Here is a 17,366-nt window from a genome sequence, read left to right on the forward strand (position 1 = left end):
TTTTCTAGTTGTAAAATCAATCTATTTTCATCCCAATAAAACCACAAATGAAATTTATAAAAGATATCGGAAAAGCATTTTTTATAGGCACGCTGGTATTTATAATTATTAGTGTTCTTGAATATATCAATGGATATACCTACTCGAGTGGCAAGCAATTGCTTATTGCTTTTCTCTACAACCAATTATATTCCGTAGTGTTGTATTTGGTGAATGCGCATTATTTCGGTTTTTTATTGAAGCAATTTCCGAACTCCGTTTTTAAGGTCAAAAATCTTGTGAAGGGACTTGTTGGCGGAATCATCATTACCGTTTTAAGTTTATTTTTATTACGAATCTTCACCGAATTAGCTATAAAGGGAAGGACTTTTACTGAATTCATTACCTACGAAAATATCCGCTTCTATTACATTTCGTTTATAATTTCAATTGTTGTCACCTCTATTTTTTATGCCGTCTATTACTACCGAAACAAACAGGAAAAACGTGTTACGGAGCAAAAAATAATAGCAGGAACGGCTTCCGCAAAATTTGATGCGCTTAAAAATCAGTTGGATCCTCATTTTCTTTTCAATAGTTTAAATGTTTTGACAAGCTTGATTGAGGAAAATCCGCGGGCAGCCACACGTTTTACTACTTCACTATCCAAAGTTTACCGTTATGTTTTGGAACAGAAAAATAAGGAATTGGTGACGCTTGAAGAAGAATTGAATTTTGCGAAATTATATATGTCTCTTTTAGCGGTTCGTTTCGAGGACAGCATCGTTTTTGAGGCTCCCGAAATTTTGATAGATCCGCAAGCCAAAGTGGTACCGCTTTCGCTTCAGCTCTTGCTTGAAAATGCGGTAAAGCACAATCAGGTGATGCCTTCAAAGAAACTTCACATAACTATTAGGGAAGAAAATGGCAATCTGGTCGTGGCCAACAATGTGCAACCCAAACAGGTTTTGAGGGAAAGTACGGGGGTTGGGCTTCGCAACATTCACGATCGTTATAAACTGTTGACGCAGCGTCCCGTTTCAATTCACAAAAATGAAAAAGAATTTATAGTAAGTATTCCAATATTAACCGAAAATATACAATTTATGAACACAACAACTGAATTTATTTCTGAAAAGAGATACAAGCTCGCCAAAAAATGGGTAGAACAACTGAAAGGCTTTTACATCCATTTTGGCGTGTATTTGCTTTGTGTCCCCGGTTTCATTTATTTGAATTTTCTCTCTTCTGCGGGATTTCCGTGGGCAATTTTCCCGATTTTGGGTTGGGGAATGGGCGTAGCCAGCCACGCATCTGAAACTTTCAACTACAATCCATTCTTCGGAAAAAATTGGGAAGAGCGCAAGATTCGCGAATTGATGGACAAGGAGGAATAGTTACAATTCAGCCCCGTTTATCAACGGTTGGGTAGGTTTTTATTTCCTTCCAAAAAAATTGATAGTACTTTTAAAGTATAATTAAAAACCAAAATTATGGAACCAAATACAAAGGACAGCAAATATTTTAAAGCGAAGCAACGCGTTGCCGAAATTAATAAATTTTACAGTAGCTTGATGTTTTACATCATTTTCATTGCGGCGCTGGCAGCCCTTAATTATTATACAAATGAGTGGCGTTATCCTTGGTTTTTGTGGGCGGCTTTTGGTTGGGGAATTGGCATTGTTTTTAAAGCCTTAAAAGTTTTTGAATGGACTCCATTTTTCGGAAGGGATTGGGAGGAGCGCAAACTTCAAAAATATATGCAGGAAGAGGAAAACCGAAATAATCCAACACGATTTTAATATGGAAACTATGGACTATCCCAAAAATAAAGCCTATTTAGAGGCTAGAAAGAAACTGGAGGCATTGAAAGGTTTTTACAACCATTTGGCAGTTTATATTGTTGTTAATCTCGCCATAATCCTTGTTTCTGCCAATGTTTTTAATTCAAAAGCAGTTGATTTATTTCATTGGACCAATTATATCACGGCCTTTTTCTGGGGATTTGGATTGGTATCTCACGGACTTTACGTTTTATTTTTTCTAAATTCAAAAAACAATTTTCTGAAACGCTGGGAAGATCGAAAAATCCGGGAATTTTTGGAAAAGGATAATTTTTAGATATAAATCATTTCAGAAAAAATAAAATTCAAAACCTGAACGCGCCACAAAATGAATGTAATAATTATTGAAGACGAAAAACCATCTGCTCGACATTTGCAACGAATGCTTGAAAAACTTGATGTTGCCGTTAACCAAATGCTTCACAGCGTTGAGGAATCCGTGCAATGGTTTACAGAAAACGCGCACCCAGATTTAATTTTTCTGGATATTCAATTGAGTGACGGGTTATCCTTTGAAATTTTTGAAAAAGTATCTATTAAAAGTCCCATAATTTTCACAACAGCATTTGATGAATATGCGCTGCAGGCGTTTAAATTGAATAGTATTGATTATTTGCTGAAACCAATTGATGAGGATGAATTAACTGCCGCCGTAAAAAAATATCGAAGTCTAAAACCGCAGGCACAAGCTGTACAATTCAATTTTGAGGATATCAAAAAATTACTCGTCAATCCGGTGGAACGCGAGTATAAAAAACGATTTACAACAAAAATAGGCCAGCACATAAAAATAATCTCAGCAGATGAAATTGAATGTTTTTATTCTGAAAATAAAGGAACCTACGCCCACACTGTCGATGGCCGTGATTATCTGCTCGAAACAACCTTGGAACAGCTGGAAACCGAACTTTCTCCGGAAAAGTTTTTCAGGATTAGCCGTAAATTCTTTATAAATATTGATGCCATAAAGGATATTATTTCCTACACCAATTCCCGACTTCAGTTGAAACTCAATAGTTTTAGTGGGCAGGAAGTTATCGTGGCGCGTGAAAAAGTGAAGGATTTTAAACTTTGGCTAGAGTAATTCAGAATTTATTTTATGTATTAAATTCTATTATCGTGAAAACTGGATGGCAAAAGTTTTGGGATAAATTTTACAAGCAAGGGCAAAAGCACGCTCCCGCCAGGTAACAGGAAAATAGTGAGGCTGGGAATGCTCTTGCAAATATCCAAAAGTTGTTCCTTTACCTTACTTTTTTCAGCTGTAGTAAGATCACGTTTGGTAGATTGCCGCAGTAATATTACAAGTTCGCCACTTTCCTCAAGCTCTCTTGCCAATCTATCCTTGTTCCGGATAATCAATAATTTTACGGTGGCGGATGACTGCTTATAAAATTGTTTTACGGGATGCGAATATTCAAAAAGATGCAGTTTTTCAGTATGCTTTTCTGAAAAATGCTTCAACTGAAGCAAACTTTCCTGAAGCGAAATTTCTGGAATTTCAAGCGTGTCGTTTAATTTTTTCAAGAACTGATATTCGTTTTCGTCCAATTTTAAATCTTCCCAAATAGTAAGACAGCACAAATCCTGAATGTATTTTTTTTCCAAAATTGCGTCGGCACCTATATAATTCAGGGATTTCAAAAAAGCAATATCATTACTTTCGGTATAAGCATTCCAATATTCCGAAGAAGATTCAAAAAGATCAATCAACAATTTATCGTACTTGTTTTTTTTGAATTTTGATTTTAGTGTAAAAAAGCAAGCAGTTAGCACAGCTTTTTCAATTTCCTTATAATATTCCTTCGCTGAATCCGGTTTCCGCAACCAATATCGAAAGGTAAGCACATCCAGAAAAAGAAGTGCGTACGTTAATAGTGAAATGGTGTTTTTCTTTAGTAAGGTATTCGCTTCCTGTAACCGCGCCGCCAGAATATTTTCAAGATTGTTTGATGGACTTTGGGTTAGCGACAATTTCTGAAAAAAGCCTGTTTTTCCCTTTTCCAATTGTTTATAGAAGGATAGAATTGTTTTTACGGCATCATCAAAAGAATTTTCATTGTGCGCCTGAAAATATTGAAATAACAAGCAGTGAAAAAGATTCACTTTTGTAAATTCCTCCCGCGTTAGTTTAAGATTGCTCAAGCTTTCCTGCGGAAGTGCGGCTTCGGAAAGTCCATAAACAAACCCGATTCTTTTAAGGTCTTGATAGAATTCTGCCTCAGTTCCAAAATTTTCAATAAGCACAACTTTATCGAACCTATTCAGAAATTTTTGGATCCAGTCTGGCGCAGAAGGGTTCATAATTTAATTATCATTATTTTTACGACTTTCAAAGGGAGAACGTTACCTTCGCAAAAATTTACAGACACTTTTTTAGTAATATGTACGTTTTCCAAGTATCCTAAAATTTGAGGGTAAAATTATAAAATATGAAATTGAATACTATGAAAAGACCAAAACTTTTTGGCACCGTTGCGGCGCTTGCAATCGCAGCGATTTCGGTGTTTTTTATTTCCGCTGACCATCTTGATGGCCCCGGAGTTTCTGGAACATCATCAGATATTGCGGATTTTTATGCATTTCAATCTCCAGACCCCAATAATTTTGTTTTCGTTGCAAACCTTCAGGGAATTTTATCACCCGGAAGAACCACGGAGCAAGCTATTTTTGATGAAAATGTTTTGACAGAATTCAATATAGATGTTGACAATGACTTACTTGAAGATTTTGTAATACAAGCAATACCGAGCGGGGATTATATGTACTTTTTTGGTCCCGCTGCGCCGGTACAGGATCAAAACCGAAGCCAACTTTTAAGTTCCATTGCCCGGGACAGTGTTTTGATAAGCTCTGTGACGGATGTTCAAATTGCTGAAGTCAATGGCAAAAAATTTTTTGCAGGCCCACGGGACGACCCCTATTTTTTTGATTTGAATCAATTCAATGAAGTTATAAACAATGAAGATTCTGAAGGATTTGATAATCCCGGCACTGATAGATACGCCGGTCTCAATGTGTTAAGCATTGTGGTAGAATTCCCAAAATCATTATTGCCCAGCGGAACAGTTGGTGTAAATCCGTTTGCTCCAGATAGACCAATATATAATGTTTGGGTTGAAACAAAAAGGAGAAGATAATTTTAGAAGAAATAAAAATGAAAAACAATAGATATAAATTTCTTTTTGCAGCAGTATTGATTTCAGTCTTTTTAGTTCAATGTGACGACGATGAAAATGGAAACGTGATTTTCCAGGAAACCTGCTCCGATGGGATTCAAAATGCCCAAGAAGAGGGAATCGATTGCGGTGGACCGGCCTGCGAGCCTTGCGGAGAATTTTTGGATTTGAGCGGAATATTCGTGCAGGAAGATCAAGCAGGAAGACCCGAAATAAATTCAATTTTCGGGAGCGATGGATTCCGGGATGATTTCAATACAACGGTTCCGTCACAAATGGGATTTTTCTATAAAGATAGATTTCAGTCAAAATTATTAATGGATATAAATCCAGATTATACTACCAATGTTTTGGCATATAATCCTGAGGAATTTGCCACTTTTCTATCCACAGATGTGCTTTGGTTAGCTGAAACTGGGGAAACCAGCTATTATGATGGAACCAATATTTTGACAGGGCGTTCTTTAGAAGATGATGTAGTAGATGCCACATTGTTATTTATTTTTGGCGGTGCGGATGGTACTGAAAATCCAGAATTTACAAGTGATAATGTTCCTGCTAATGACAAACCGTTCAGCCCATCATTTCCTTATTTAGCTGAACCATTTCAAGAATAAAATTTTCAGAAAAAAAATTACTATTCTGAAAACCAAACATTCAGTTATTTCGTAAATGTAATTGAGGTTGGTTATCTATCAGTCGTGATAGATGTTCATAGACCGGACAACACCGGTTTTTCAGAGTTTTTTTGTTAGTTGAAGCGCCCACGAGAGTGGGCGTTTTTTATTGTATAAAAAAGCCCGCAGTATTACGTGCGGGTTTTTAAAAACTGGGAATTATAATTTATAGTGTTTTAACTTGTCCTAAAATGTAGAGTTGGGTTAGGGTGGGGGTTTCGCTACCACCTTCTGGCTCTAATGTTATCCCAAAAGCTTCCGCTTTTGGAAAATCGGTAAACTTATAAATGCCGCTAGCCACTTCATTTTGTGCCTCGACCAATCCCATACTGCTTGGTGTCAATGGCTCCATTACAAGCGACCAAACCTGGTATACCTTGCCACGCGGCGCTTCGGGTAACCCTTTTACATCTATATACGCAATACCGTCATTGTTGTTTAAATATACTTTTGCGAAGGCATCAGGAGCAACAGCTTGGTTGCCCGGCAATGTAAAGGTTTGATATTCCCTTGACCTCAAAATTTCCAAAACTTCCTCATTTGCGGCTAGTGAAGTTTCAGCTTCATTTAGATTTTCCTTTAGCTCAGAATTTTCAATATTGGTAAGTTCAACACTTTTATTTAGATTATTGTTTTGGTTTAGCATCCACATAATTCCACCTATGCACAAGATAGCGGCTGCCCAACCAGTGATTGCACCCCAATTGGTAGATTTGCTTTCAGAATCTCCAAGGGTTTTTACTTTGTTAATGGAATTGAGAATATAGCTCCACACCATTGCAGAAAGTGTTGGAGCAACTTTTTCTGCAAGTTCTATAAGCGATTCCTCAATTCTTTCAGTTTCTTTTTTTACTTCCGGGTAAGTTTCTATTGCTTCTTCCACTTCAGCAATTTCTTCCGCTGGTAACGCACCGCAAAGGTACATTTCAAGCTTGCCTGATTCTATAAGCTCTGCTGCTGTCATATTTTATCCTAAAACCATTGCACGCAATTCGTTGATGCAATTTCGGTTTCTTGTTTTTAAAGTTCCTAAAGGGATATCAAGAGTTTTTGATGCTTCAGCCTGTGTAAAACCTTTAAAATATAAAAGGTCTAGAATTTTTATGCATTTGGGTTTTAAGGCTTCCACAAATTTTTTGATACCTATTGAATTTGTTTTCGTATTCAAGCTATCTGACGATGATATGATATCTACGAAATTGGACGTGCTTAGGTTTTTTCTAGAATTTTTAAATGATTTTGAACGCGTTTCATCAATAGCGCTATTGCGTGCTATATTTAAAATCCAAGTAAAAAATCGGCCTTTATTTATGTTGTAGGATGCAGAATTATTCCAAATTTTTACGAAGACATCTTGAAGCACTTCCTCGGCCGCGCTTTCATCGAGTACGATGCTGTAAATTATTCCATAAATAGCCTCGCTGTACATGGAATAAATTTTTGAAAATGCTTTTTCGTTGCCCGCTTGCATTTCCAGGATCAAAGCGTTGGGTTGTTCCATAAGAGTTTTTTTGTTGAAGGTAAATTTAATGATTTTAATCAATTATAAATCTTTGCAAAAGCAATCTTTTTATTTTCAATTTGAAAGCGCAGGAATTTTTTCTTTTCAATAACTTTGAAAAATGAAAAACATTCTAGTATTCAGCGGTAGTAATAGTAGCAGATCGATCAATCAAAAACTCATAAATTTTGCGGCATCGCAAGTGGCTGGGTATACCATCAATAGCATAAAACTTATAGATTTTGAACTTCCCGTTTTTAGTGAAGATATAGAGAGGGAAAAAGGGTATTCCATAAATCTAAAAATGTTGATGAACAAGATAAAAGAGGCAGATGCACTCATTATCTCGGTCAATGAGCACAATAGTATGGTCTCCGCATTTTTCAAAAATGTGCTTGATTGGCTCTCCCGCTTGGATCGCAAATTTTTGGAAGGAAAGAAAATTCTTTTAATGAGTACTTCAAACGGTAAACGTGGAGGAGCATCAGCACTTGAATACACAAAGAATAGTTTCGCACGTTTTGGAGGTGAGGTAGTTGAAAGTTTCAGCTTCCCTTCCTTTTCAGAAAATTTTTCAGAAGAAAAACAAAGCATTTCAAATGAATTGCTGTTACTGGGATTTATGGATGTACTCCAAAATTTCCTACACCAAATTGAACAGTAATGCGTGCTTCGAAAATCCATTTCCTTTCTTTGGACGACACTCTGAAAAAAAAACTACTTGCTTGGGCACAACAATACAATGAAATTATTTGGCTGGATAGCAACGCACACGTGCACAAATATTCCCGGTACGAAGCAATTTTGGCCGTTGATGCATTTACTTCGGTAAAAACCGATCAATTTGGAGCTTTCGATAAATTGAAAGAGTATCAAAGCATTACTACCGATTGGATTTTTGGTTACCTTACATATGATTTGAAAAATGACGTTGAAAAACTTTCATCAAATAATTTTGATGGATTGGATTTTCCAGATCTTTATTTTTTTCAGCCGAAAAAAATTTTTCTATTTACCCACGATTCCGTGGAATTGCTATATTTAAACGTTGTTGCAGATAAAATGGACTCCGATTGGCAGGAAATTCTTCTTACAGAAATTCCAGAAATTTCAACTTCTGAAAAAAATCAGTTTAAAATTTGCGAGCGCACAACGAAGAAAACTTATTTGAAGAAAGTAAACCAAATGCTTCAACACATAAATCGTGGCGATATTTATGAAGCCAATCTGTGCCAAGAGTTTTTTTCGGAATTTGCATCAATAGATCCTTTTGCGATATTCTTCCATTTCAATGAAATTTCCAAAGCGCCATTTGCTGCATTTTTGAAACTCGATCACTATTTTGCTCTTTCGGCATCGCCCGAGCGTTACCTTAAAAAGGAAGGGAAAAATGTAATCTCCCAGCCTATAAAAGGAACGGCAAAACGCCATAAAACAAATACCGAAGATGCCTTGACGGCTAAAAATCTGGCAGAAGACCCGAAAGAACGCAGCGAGAACATTATGATTACAGATCTGGTGCGTAACGACCTTTCCCGCTTTGCCGAAAAAGGAAGCGTTAACGTGGATGAACTTTGTAAAGTGTATACTTTTGAACAGGTACACCAAATGATTTCTACCATTTCGTGTACCATTTCACCGCAAATCAATTCTGTCGAAATTTTGAGAAACACATTTCCTATGGGGAGTATGACCGGTGCTCCAAAGATTTCTGCGATGCAGATAATTGAGGAGTTAGAAGATTCCAAACGTGGACTTTACAGTGGAGCCATCGGCTATTTCAGCCCAGAAGCAGATTTTGATTTCAATGTGGTTATACGAAGTATCCTGTATAATTCAAATAAAAAGTATATTAGTTTCTCTGTTGGTGGTGCCATTACCGCTTCTTCTATTGCCGAAAATGAATATCAGGAATGTCTTTTAAAAGCGAATGCAATGATGAAAGTTCTGGGCGCATCTTTTGATTAAAAACTAATAAATCATATTTATTAGTTTTATTGCTTATAAATATATTTTATTAGCATTTTAGCTTATATAATAATTTTATTAGTTTAAATACCAATAAAGTGATATATTTGAAAAAAAAGGATAAATGAAATATTCCGTTATTTCTGGTGATATTATTTCCTCAACGAGCTTGAGCAGTGCGGATCGTATTTTCGTGGAAGAAAAATTGGAGGAATTATTGACAGAGTTAAAAAATAGCTTCAATATTTATGGCCGAATTATTAAGGGCGATTATATTGAATGCGTGGTGCCAAAAGCGGAAGAAGGCCTACGGGTTGCCTTGGCGATAAAAAGCTATATTAAGGCAATTCCGCTGGAAATTAAAACGTACCAAAAAGAAAAAAAGCGCGCAAAGCAATTCAAAATCCACGGAATAAGGCTGGCAATTGGCTATGGCGAATTGAGCCGTTTCAATGCCGAGGAAGGAATTATTGATGGGGAAGCCATTTACCTTTCCGGACGCGAAATCAGCGGAAGCTCAACGTATAATAAAGAGCGGATTGTAATAAAAAACACATTGTTCTTCACTTCAAATTATGATGATTTCAATAGAAATTTTCAACCTATCCTTGCACTGATCGATGTTTTGATGACCAAGGCAACTTCCCGTCAATGCGAGGTGGTCTACCTTAAATTAATGGATTATCAAGAGGAACAGATCGCAAAAAAACTCGGGATCGGGCAATCTGCAGTCAATCAGCATTCCACGAGCGTTGGCTGGAACGCGCTGGATGAAGCAGTGCGCTATTTTAATCACGTAATCTCCAACGCAAATTGATGGACTTTAAAACATTTTTATTGCTTCAGTTTTTGGCCCATTTGTGCTTGGATTATTTTTTTCAAACAGATAAACTTGCACAGAATAAAAATTCCATAGGTTTCAAAAGCAATTTCTTGTACTGGCACGCTTTGTTGTGTTTTGGGCTATCTTGGTTGTTTTCACTTCAATTTGATTTTTTGTGGGGCGCAGCAATTATTGGCGCGACACATTTTATAATTGATGGTTTCAAAAAAAATCTGTGCAACAGTAATCTGCTCGGAAAATATGCATTCTTTATAGATCAAGCCCTGCATCTACTGGTTTTGTTCATCGTTGCATTCTTTTTCGATAAATTTCAGGGAATAAACCCTACTGTACATATTTCATTTAATTTTAAATATTTATTGATTATTACTGCCTATTTGGTTTGCTTAAAACCGGCCAATATTTTTATAAAGGAAGTTTTTTCTAGCACAAATATTATGGTGAGCAGTGATAATGAGATGCCAAATGCCGGTAAGGTAATTGGTATGTTGGAACGTATATTAACACTTACATTCATCATTGTTTCCCAGTACTCCGCCGTTGGATTTCTCATAGCTGCAAAATCCATTTTACGTTACGGTAATAATGAAACCCTCAAAACCGAATATGTACTAATTGGCACAATGCTCAGTTTCGGAATTGCCGTAATCACCGGGATAATCATTAATCTCTTCTAAAATGTAATTGTGGAACTACAAGCTATTTTGAAAAGAAATATTGACGAAAACTTTCCATTTCTGAAAGAAAAAAAACTGCTGATTGCCTGTAGCGGCGGACTCGATAGTACGGTTTTGGCATATTTGATGAAAAGTTTGGAATTTCAAATTGCCTTGGCACATTGTAATTTTTCGCTTCGCGGAAAAGAAAGTGACGGGGATGAAATGTTTACAGTAGGGCTGGCAAAAAAAATGGAAATCCCAGTTTTTGCCGAAACGTTTGAAACAAAAAAATACGCAGCGGAAAATAAAGTTTCAACACAAATGGCAGCGCGCGACCTTCGCTATCATTGGTTTGGAGAAATTTTGAAAAATTTTGGATATGATTATGTATTGACTGCCCACCATTTGGATGACGACTTGGAAACATTTCTGATAAATCTTTCGCGAGGTAGCGGCCTTCAAGGTCTTACGGGAATTCCCTTTCAAAATGAGAAAATCATTCGACCTTTTTTAAATGTCTCAAGGGAAGAAATTTTTGAATATGCCAAAGAAAATAAAATTTCCTGGCGAGAGGATAGTAGCAATGCGAAACCGGATTATCTGCGAAACAAATTAAGGCTGGATGTTATTCCTCAATACAAGGAAGCGGCAAATTCATTATTGCGCAACTTTCAGAAATCACGGCAGAATTTGCGCGCATCACAGCATTTGGTTGAGGATTATATGGCGCTTGTCTATAAACTTATTATTGCCGAAACTGCCGATGGTTACAGCATAAATATTGAAAAATTACAGGAATTGCCACATCCGCGCGCTATTCTTTTTGAGCTTTTATCCGGTTTTGGATTTACAGCTTGGGAAGATGTTTATAATCTATTGGAAGCGCAAACCGGGAAACGGGTCTTTTCTGAAACGCACCAACTTTTAAAAAACAGAGACCTATTATTCCTTTCTGAGATTTCTTCCGAAGAAAATTTTTCTGAATTTGAAATTTCAAAAGAAACACCCGAAATCAGTGAGCCCATTCGCCTAAAATTTGAAACTGAAAAGTATATTGGTGAGACTGAAAAGAACATTGCACATTTTGATTTTCATAAACTAAAATTTCCATTAAAGCTAAGAAAATGGCAGGAAGGAGACCAGTTTCAACCTTTCGGGATGAAGGGAAAAAAGAAATTGAGCAAATTCTTCAAAGATGAAAAGCTATCTTTGTCACAAAAGGATAAAATTTGGCTTCTTACCAGCAACAATCAAGTTATTTGGGTAATTGGCCACAGGATGGACGAACGTTTTAAGGTGACGGAAACCACTTCAGAAATATTCAAAATAACTTATTTTAAAGAGAAAAAATAATGAGACAAATAAAATTGGTTTTCGCGTTTTTATTGATTTTCAATCTAGCGACTGCGCAGGATGAAAATTTTGTAAAGGAAAATTACACAAAAACAGAAACCACGATTACTATGCGCGACGGAATAAAATTGTTTACCGTAATCTATGCGCCGAAGGATACTTCAAAGAAATATCCCATACTTTTCCAGAGAACACCCTACAGCTGCCAGCCTTATGGCGAAGATCAATTTCGGTCAAAAATTGGTCCCAATGAATTTTTAATGAAAGAGGGAAATATTGTCGTGTACCAAGATGTACGCGGTCGTTGGGCAAGTGAAGGCGTTTATGATAATATGCGTGCGTACATTCCCAACAAAAAGGGAAAGCAGGTTGATGAAGCAAGCGATACGTATGATTCTATTGAATGGCTGGTAAAAAATGTAAAGAATAATAATGGAAATGTGGGCATTTGGGGCATAAGTTACCCAGGATTTTACGCTACATATTCGTTGCTGGATTCTCATCCGGCATTGAAAGCTGTTTCGCCACAGGCCTGCATAGGCGATTTCTTTTTTGATGATTTTCACCACAATGGCGCATATTTATTGAGCTATTGGCGCGCAACAGCCTTATTTGGTTATGAAAAAACAAAACCTGTGAAGGAAGATTGGTATCAATTTCCGGAGTTGGGATCAAAGGATCAATATCAGTTTTTTTTGGATGCTGGGCCTTTGTCAAATCTGGATAAATATTACAAAGAGGACAATGTTTTTTGGCAACAATTGAAAAAACATCCCAATTATGATGAATTCTGGGAAAGCCGAGGCATAATTCAGCATTTGGAAAACATTAAACCAGCGGTAATGGTCGTTGGTGGGCTATTTGATGCAGAAGATCTGTATGGTCCGTTTGAAACATATAAAAATATTGAAAAACGAAGCAACAATTACAACACTTTGGTTTTTGGACCGTGGAGCCACGGTGATTGGTCAAGAACCAAAGTTAGGCAGGCCATTGGCAATGTGTATTTTGGGGACAATATTTCTTTGAATTATCAAAAAAACGTGGAAACTAAATTCTTCAATCATTTTCTAAAAAATAATGGGAAAGGAAATAGCGGTTTACCGGAAGCCTATGTTTTTGACACCGGAACAAAAGAATGGAAATCTTTTGAACAGTGGCCACCAGAGCAGACTGAAAAGAAAACCTATTTTCTGCAAAGCAATCAAAAGCTTGCTGAGAGCGCAAGTAATACCACAACTTTTGAAGAATTTGTTAGTGATCCCAAAAAGCCAGTTCCATATTCTGAGGATATAAAAATGGTTTTCACACCCAGAAAATATATGACGGATGACCAACGTTTTGCGGCACGCCGTACAGATGTGTTGGTATTCGAAACCCCGATTTTAGAAAAGGACATTACAATGGCTGGAGAAATTTTGGCAAAGCTGAATGTTTCAACTACGGGCACAGATGCAGATTGGGTAGTAAAGGTGATAGATGTATTGCCGAATGATGCCGAAGATTTTCCTGAAACCCAAGAATATTTAAAAATGGGAAATTACCACATGATGGTGCGCAGTGAGATCTTGCGCGGGCGTTTCAGGAATAGCTTCAGCAATCCGGAAGCTTTTGTTCCCAATGAAAAAACCGATGTAAATATAAAGCTTCAGGACATTAACCATACATTTAAAGCAGGACATAAAATTCAGCTACAGATACAGAGTACATGGTTTCCTTTGATCGATTTAAATCCACAAACCTTTGTTCCGAATATTTTTGAAGCCAAAGAGGAAGATTTCAAAAAACAAACCCACAGGGTTTATAACGATTCTTCCATTGAATTTACAGTGCTGAAGTAATAGATTAGGGAAGGCCAAAAAATAAATTTCCCGGCCATTGGCCGGGAAATTATTAACAAACCTAACTTAGTAAACTTTAAAATTGCACTGAGATTATTTTCTATCCCCACAAAAAATAGTCTGCAGTACACTATCCACTAATTCTATGTTTCAAATATAGCATGCTAATTGCACCTATACTATACGTACATGCACGTATTTTTTAGTTACGGATCAATTTTTTTCTATCCATGCCGTCATATCCTATAACATATAGTAAACAAAGACCTTCACGGAGATTTTCTACATAAATTTAATAATCAAATACTTAGTTTTGAATTATTTGAATCAACTTTCTTGTAGTATAATAGAAGTAAATCTCATCCCAATTCTTATTCAAACTAAAATATTTTTGAGTAGGAACAGGATAAATGGACAATTTATAATTGATAATTTTAGAGGTAAGTTACATACGTATTCAAACATTTAATATATTTTTTCTGCACATTTTTCATTAAAATATAAACCGAAAACGTTATAGTAATTATAACTGATTGTACAAACTCCAATAATGTAGTAGCTTTACAACAATGAGCGAAAAAATTAAAAAAATTGGAGTACTTACCAGTGGCGGTGATGCTCCGGGAATGAACGCTGCCATCCGTGCCGTTGTGCGTTCGTGTGCTTTTCATAAATTGGATTGCGTGGGTATTTTTCGAGGCTATGAAGGTCTCATGGAGGCGGATTTCAAACCGCTGGATGCACGATCCGTAAAAAATATTATCAATCGTGGTGGCACTTTTTTAAAATCGGCACGTTCCCAAAAATTCCGAACTGCAGACGGTCGAAAATTGGCATACAAAAATCTCAAGGAAGCTAACATTGATGCCTTAGTTGTTATAGGCGGTGACGGAACTTTTGCGGGCGCCTCCGTTTTCAACGAAGAATTTGATTTTCCAATTGTAGGATTGCCGGGTACCATAGATAATGACATAAATGGAACTGACTACACTATTGGTTACGACACCGCGCTGAACACTGTGGTTGAGGCTATTGACAAAATTCGGGATACGGCAAATTCTCACAACAGATTATTTTTAGTGGAAGTCATGGGTCGCGATGCCGGAGACATTGCCCTTAATGCCGGAATAGGCGCAGGAGCTGAGGAAATTTTAATTCCTGAACAGGATATGGGTAAGGATAGACTCGTGGAATCACTTAGAAAAAGCAAACTATCCGGGAAAACTTCGAGCATTATTGTTGTCTCGGAAGGCGATCAAATTGGGAAAAATATTTTTGAGCTTGCAGAATATATAGAAAATAACCTCACAGCATATGAAGTTCGTGTTACTGTACTTGGCCACATTCAGCGTGGCGGATCTCCCAGTTGTTATGACAGGGTCTTGGCCAGCAGGTTAGGAGTGGGTGCCGTAGATGCGCTCATAAATGGTGAAAGCGATGTAATGATTGGCATTGTCCACAACAAAATTACTTCGGTTCTATTTAAAAATACAGTAAAAACGAAACACAAAATTGATTTGGAATTAATTCGAGTTGCTGATATTATTTCAATATAATATTCAATTTTTGAATTTTCCGAAACTGAATAAAATCCAGAAAAAAATATGACAACATTGGGAATAAACGGCTTTGGCCGAATAGGAAGAATTGCTTTCCGAATAGCTTCACAGCGAAAAGATATAGAGGTGGTAGCAATTAATGATTTGCTGGATGTAGAACATCTTGCATATTTATTGAAATATGATTCCGTTCACGGGAAATTCGACGGAACGGTGGAGGTTGAAAATGGCCATTTAATTGTAAATGGAAGGAAAATAAGGGTCACTTCAGAAAAAAATCCCGAAAACTTAAAATGGGATGAGGCGAAGGCAAGCATCATTATAGATTCCACAGGAATTTTTACCGATATTGATACTTCTTCGGCACACATGAAAGCGGGAGCAAAAAAAGTGGTTATCTCAGCGCCATCAAAAACAGCACCTATGTTCGTAATGGGCGTAAACCACGATAAGGTGAAAGCTACAGATACTATAGTTTCCAATGCTTCGTGCACCACAAATTGTCTTGCACCGCTCGCAAAAATTATCAATGACAATTTGGGAATAGTGGAAGGATTGATGACTACCGTCCACGCAACAACAGCAACCCAACTCACGGTTGACGGACCCTCGCGTAAGGATTTTAGGAGTGGAAGAAGCGCATTGTTAAATATTATCCCGGCTTCAACCGGTGCTGCAAAGGCGGTGGGCAAAGTTATTCCGGAATTGGATAACAAACTTACGGGTATGGCCTTTCGCGTACCAACGGCTGATGTTTCGGTAGTGGATTTAACCGTGAGAACCGAGAAGCCAGCCTCTTATGAAGATATCAAAAAGCTTTTCAAAAGTGCGGCCGCAGGTGATTATAAGGGTATTGTAAGCTACACCGAAGATGATGTGGTTTCGCAGGATTTTATTTCAAATGCACATACTTGCAATTTCGATGCGGGAGCTGGCATTGCGCTTAACGATAATTTCTTTAAGTTAGTGGCTTGGTATGATAACGAGTATGGTTATTCCTCAAAATTGGTAGATTTGGCCGCTCACGTTGCAACTCTTTAAAATATGATTTTAATTGCAGACGGTGGATCCACAAAATGCGATTGGGTCCTGATGGATTCACACGGTGAAGTTATACTAAAAACCAGAACGCGCGGCCTGAATCCGTCTGTTGTTCCGCAGGATGATCTTTATGAACGCGTTCGCGAAAATGAAGATTTACAATCCATATTTGAAAAAATTGATCAAGTGGACTTTTATGGCGCTGGAACAGGTACCAAAACACCCCGACAAATTTTGACGAATGTTATTGCAGAAATTTTTCCCAACGCAAAGGTTTTGGTTCAGGAAGATTTGGAGGCGGCAGTTTACGCAGCAACTACAGAACCTGGCATCGTCTGTATTATTGGAACCGGCAGCAATAGTTGTTATTTTGATGGAAAAGAAATCCATGCTCCAGTTCCATCCTTGGGATTTATTTTGATGGATGAAGCCAGCGGAAATTATTTCGGAAAAAGATTGATCCGTGATTATTTCTATGGAAAAATGCCATCACAATTGGTCGCTAGTTTTGAACAGCGATTTAATCTGGATCCAGATAGCATCAAAATGAATCTTTATAAAAAACCCAATCCCAACACCTATTTGGCGTCTTTTGCTGAATTCATTTTCACTTCAGAAGAGGTGAACGGTTATTTTTATAAACTTATAAGCGAGGGGATGACCAATTTTATTGAGCATAGAATTCTCAGTTTTAAGGAAGCGCAGCATGTACCAATTCATTTTATTGGTTCCATTGCACATTTTTCGGAAGATATAATTCGGGATGCGATGAAGCCGTACCGACTCCAGTTGGGCAATATTGTACGAAGGCCCATAGATGGACTAATCAATTATTATAAAGTACAAATTTCAAATAACAAACTGTAAAAGGAAATTCAAAAAACATATAACATAGCAACTTTATAAATTTTGAATTTTCCA

The 17,366-nt window shown here is 37.1% G+C and carries 18 protein-coding genes; 15 read left to right on the forward strand and 3 right to left on the reverse strand.

The window, feature by feature from the left end:
• Window positions 1-47 precede the first annotated feature (47 nt).
• The 4 genes from KIV10_RS09525 (at window position 48) to KIV10_RS09540 (ending at window position 2,907) form a co-directional block, all read left to right on the forward strand.
• Window positions 48-1,376, forward strand: a complete 1,329-nt coding sequence (locus KIV10_RS09525) for a 2TM domain-containing protein (protein WP_214113285.1) — start codon at window positions 48-50, stop codon at window positions 1,374-1,376.
• A gap of 96 nt (window positions 1,377-1,472) precedes the next feature.
• Window positions 1,473-1,781, forward strand: coding sequence for a 2TM domain-containing protein (locus tag KIV10_RS09530; RefSeq protein WP_214113286.1), 309 nt, complete (start codon window positions 1,473-1,475; stop codon window positions 1,779-1,781).
• A gap of 10 nt (window positions 1,782-1,791) precedes the next feature.
• Window positions 1,792-2,100, forward strand: coding sequence for a 2TM domain-containing protein (locus tag KIV10_RS09535; protein ID WP_246516260.1), 309 nt, complete (start codon window positions 1,792-1,794; stop codon window positions 2,098-2,100).
• 51 nt (window positions 2,101-2,151) lie between these two features.
• A complete protein-coding gene (locus KIV10_RS09540) occupies window positions 2,152-2,907 on the forward strand; it encodes a LytR/AlgR family response regulator transcription factor (RefSeq protein WP_214113288.1) in 756 nt (251 codons plus the stop codon).
• 20 nt (window positions 2,908-2,927) lie between these two features.
• Here the strand turns inward: KIV10_RS09540 and KIV10_RS09545 are convergent, their stop codons facing one another.
• The gene (locus tag KIV10_RS09545; RefSeq protein ID WP_214113289.1) at window positions 2,928-4,127 is read right to left on the reverse strand and encodes an LETM1-related biofilm-associated protein; all 1,200 of its coding nucleotides are present in this window, start codon (window positions 4,125-4,127) and stop codon (window positions 2,928-2,930) included.
• A 143-nt stretch (window positions 4,128-4,270) separates the two neighbouring features.
• On the opposite strand from KIV10_RS09545, the gene KIV10_RS09550 reads away from it, so the two are divergent.
• Both KIV10_RS09550 and KIV10_RS09555 read left to right on the forward strand, forming a co-directional pair.
• Window positions 4,271-4,963, forward strand: a complete 693-nt coding sequence (locus KIV10_RS09550; protein WP_214113290.1) for a DUF4331 family protein — start codon at window positions 4,271-4,273, stop codon at window positions 4,961-4,963.
• A gap of 17 nt (window positions 4,964-4,980) precedes the next feature.
• The gene (locus KIV10_RS09555; RefSeq protein ID WP_214113291.1) at window positions 4,981-5,619 is read left to right on the forward strand and encodes a DUF4331 family protein; all 639 of its coding nucleotides are present in this window, start codon (window positions 4,981-4,983) and stop codon (window positions 5,617-5,619) included.
• Between the two features lie 226 nt (window positions 5,620-5,845).
• On the opposite strand, the gene KIV10_RS09560 is transcribed toward KIV10_RS09555, so the two are convergent.
• Window positions 5,846-6,643: an anti-sigma factor gene (locus KIV10_RS09560; RefSeq protein ID WP_214113292.1), complete on the reverse strand. Its 798-nt coding sequence runs from the start codon at window positions 6,641-6,643 to the stop codon at window positions 5,846-5,848.
• A 3-nt stretch (window positions 6,644-6,646) separates the two neighbouring features.
• Window positions 6,647-7,180 (reverse strand): RNA polymerase sigma factor, encoded by a 534-nt coding sequence (locus tag KIV10_RS09565; RefSeq protein ID WP_214113293.1) that lies wholly within the window; start codon window positions 7,178-7,180, stop codon window positions 6,647-6,649.
• Window positions 7,181-7,301: 121 nt separating this feature from the next.
• Here KIV10_RS09565 and KIV10_RS09570 point away from each other — a divergent pair, with 121 nt between their 5' ends.
• The 9 genes from KIV10_RS09570 (at window position 7,302) to KIV10_RS09610 (ending at window position 17,312) form a co-directional block, all read left to right on the forward strand.
• The gene (locus tag KIV10_RS09570; protein ID WP_214113294.1) at window positions 7,302-7,844 is read left to right on the forward strand and encodes an NADPH-dependent FMN reductase; all 543 of its coding nucleotides are present in this window, start codon (window positions 7,302-7,304) and stop codon (window positions 7,842-7,844) included.
• On the forward strand, window positions 7,844-9,148 hold the full coding sequence (gene pabB / locus KIV10_RS09575; RefSeq protein ID WP_214113295.1) for an aminodeoxychorismate synthase component I: 1,305 nt from the start codon (window positions 7,844-7,846) through the stop codon (window positions 9,146-9,148). Before KIV10_RS09570 ends, pabB begins: the two co-directional genes overlap by 1 nt.
• Window positions 9,149-9,272: 124 nt before the next feature.
• Window positions 9,273-9,965, forward strand: coding sequence for a fumarate hydratase (locus tag KIV10_RS09580; protein ID WP_214113296.1), 693 nt, complete (start codon window positions 9,273-9,275; stop codon window positions 9,963-9,965).
• Window positions 9,965-10,669, forward strand: coding sequence for a DUF3307 domain-containing protein (locus tag KIV10_RS09585; RefSeq protein WP_214113297.1), 705 nt, complete (start codon window positions 9,965-9,967; stop codon window positions 10,667-10,669). The genes KIV10_RS09580 and KIV10_RS09585 overlap by 1 nt, the downstream gene beginning before the upstream one ends.
• Before the next feature lie 9 nt (window positions 10,670-10,678).
• The gene (gene tilS / locus KIV10_RS09590; RefSeq protein WP_214113298.1) at window positions 10,679-12,004 is read left to right on the forward strand and encodes a tRNA lysidine(34) synthetase TilS; all 1,326 of its coding nucleotides are present in this window, start codon (window positions 10,679-10,681) and stop codon (window positions 12,002-12,004) included.
• On the forward strand, window positions 12,004-13,845 hold the full coding sequence (locus KIV10_RS09595) for a CocE/NonD family hydrolase (protein ID WP_214113299.1): 1,842 nt from the start codon (window positions 12,004-12,006) through the stop codon (window positions 13,843-13,845). The genes tilS and KIV10_RS09595 overlap by 1 nt, the downstream gene beginning before the upstream one ends.
• Window positions 13,846-14,414: 569 nt before the next feature.
• Complete coding sequence (gene pfkA / locus KIV10_RS09600; RefSeq protein ID WP_214113300.1) at window positions 14,415-15,401, forward strand: 6-phosphofructokinase; 987 nt, start codon at window positions 14,415-14,417, stop codon at window positions 15,399-15,401.
• 48 nt (window positions 15,402-15,449) lie between these two features.
• A complete protein-coding gene (gene gap, locus KIV10_RS09605) occupies window positions 15,450-16,445 on the forward strand; it encodes a type I glyceraldehyde-3-phosphate dehydrogenase (protein ID WP_214113301.1) in 996 nt (331 codons plus the stop codon).
• 3 nt (window positions 16,446-16,448) lie between these two features.
• Window positions 16,449-17,312: a BadF/BadG/BcrA/BcrD ATPase family protein gene (locus KIV10_RS09610; protein WP_214113302.1), complete on the forward strand. Its 864-nt coding sequence runs from the start codon at window positions 16,449-16,451 to the stop codon at window positions 17,310-17,312.
• Window positions 17,313-17,366: the final 54 nt, after the last annotated feature.

The organism is Aequorivita echinoideorum, assembly GCF_018476645.1.
Lineage (GTDB): Bacteria > Bacteroidota > Bacteroidia > Flavobacteriales > Flavobacteriaceae > Aequorivita > Aequorivita echinoideorum.

Excerpts from the sequence above, each read along its gene's own strand:
- KIV10_RS09525 (WP_214113285.1), top strand. The coding sequence starts at position 48 with ATGAAATTTATAAAAGATATCGGAAAAGCATTTTTTATAGGCACGCTG.
- KIV10_RS09530 (WP_214113286.1), top strand. The coding sequence starts at position 1,473 with ATGGAACCAAATACAAAGGACAGCAAATATTTTAAAGCGAAGCAACGC.
- KIV10_RS09535 (WP_246516260.1), top strand. The coding sequence starts at position 1,792 with ATGGACTATCCCAAAAATAAAGCCTATTTAGAGGCTAGAAAGAAACTG.
- KIV10_RS09540 (WP_214113288.1), top strand. The coding sequence starts at position 2,152 with ATGAATGTAATAATTATTGAAGACGAAAAACCATCTGCTCGACATTTG.
- KIV10_RS09545 (WP_214113289.1), bottom strand. The coding sequence starts at position 4,127 with ATGAACCCTTCTGCGCCAGACTGGATCCAAAAATTTCTGAATAGGTTC.
- KIV10_RS09550 (WP_214113290.1), top strand. The coding sequence starts at position 4,271 with ATGAAAAGACCAAAACTTTTTGGCACCGTTGCGGCGCTTGCAATCGCA.
- KIV10_RS09555 (WP_214113291.1), top strand. The coding sequence starts at position 4,981 with ATGAAAAACAATAGATATAAATTTCTTTTTGCAGCAGTATTGATTTCA.
- KIV10_RS09560 (WP_214113292.1), bottom strand. The coding sequence starts at position 6,643 with ATGACAGCAGCAGAGCTTATAGAATCAGGCAAGCTTGAAATGTACCTT.
- KIV10_RS09565 (WP_214113293.1), bottom strand. The coding sequence starts at position 7,180 with ATGGAACAACCCAACGCTTTGATCCTGGAAATGCAAGCGGGCAACGAA.
- KIV10_RS09570 (WP_214113294.1), top strand. The coding sequence starts at position 7,302 with ATGAAAAACATTCTAGTATTCAGCGGTAGTAATAGTAGCAGATCGATC.
- pabB (WP_214113295.1), top strand. The coding sequence starts at position 7,844 with ATGCGTGCTTCGAAAATCCATTTCCTTTCTTTGGACGACACTCTGAAA.
- KIV10_RS09580 (WP_214113296.1), top strand. The coding sequence starts at position 9,273 with ATGAAATATTCCGTTATTTCTGGTGATATTATTTCCTCAACGAGCTTG.
- KIV10_RS09585 (WP_214113297.1), top strand. The coding sequence starts at position 9,965 with ATGGACTTTAAAACATTTTTATTGCTTCAGTTTTTGGCCCATTTGTGC.
- KIV10_RS09595 (WP_214113299.1), top strand. The coding sequence starts at position 12,004 with ATGAGACAAATAAAATTGGTTTTCGCGTTTTTATTGATTTTCAATCTA.
- pfkA (WP_214113300.1), top strand. The coding sequence starts at position 14,415 with ATGAGCGAAAAAATTAAAAAAATTGGAGTACTTACCAGTGGCGGTGAT.
- gap (WP_214113301.1), top strand. The coding sequence starts at position 15,450 with ATGACAACATTGGGAATAAACGGCTTTGGCCGAATAGGAAGAATTGCT.
- KIV10_RS09610 (WP_214113302.1), top strand. The coding sequence starts at position 16,449 with ATGATTTTAATTGCAGACGGTGGATCCACAAAATGCGATTGGGTCCTG.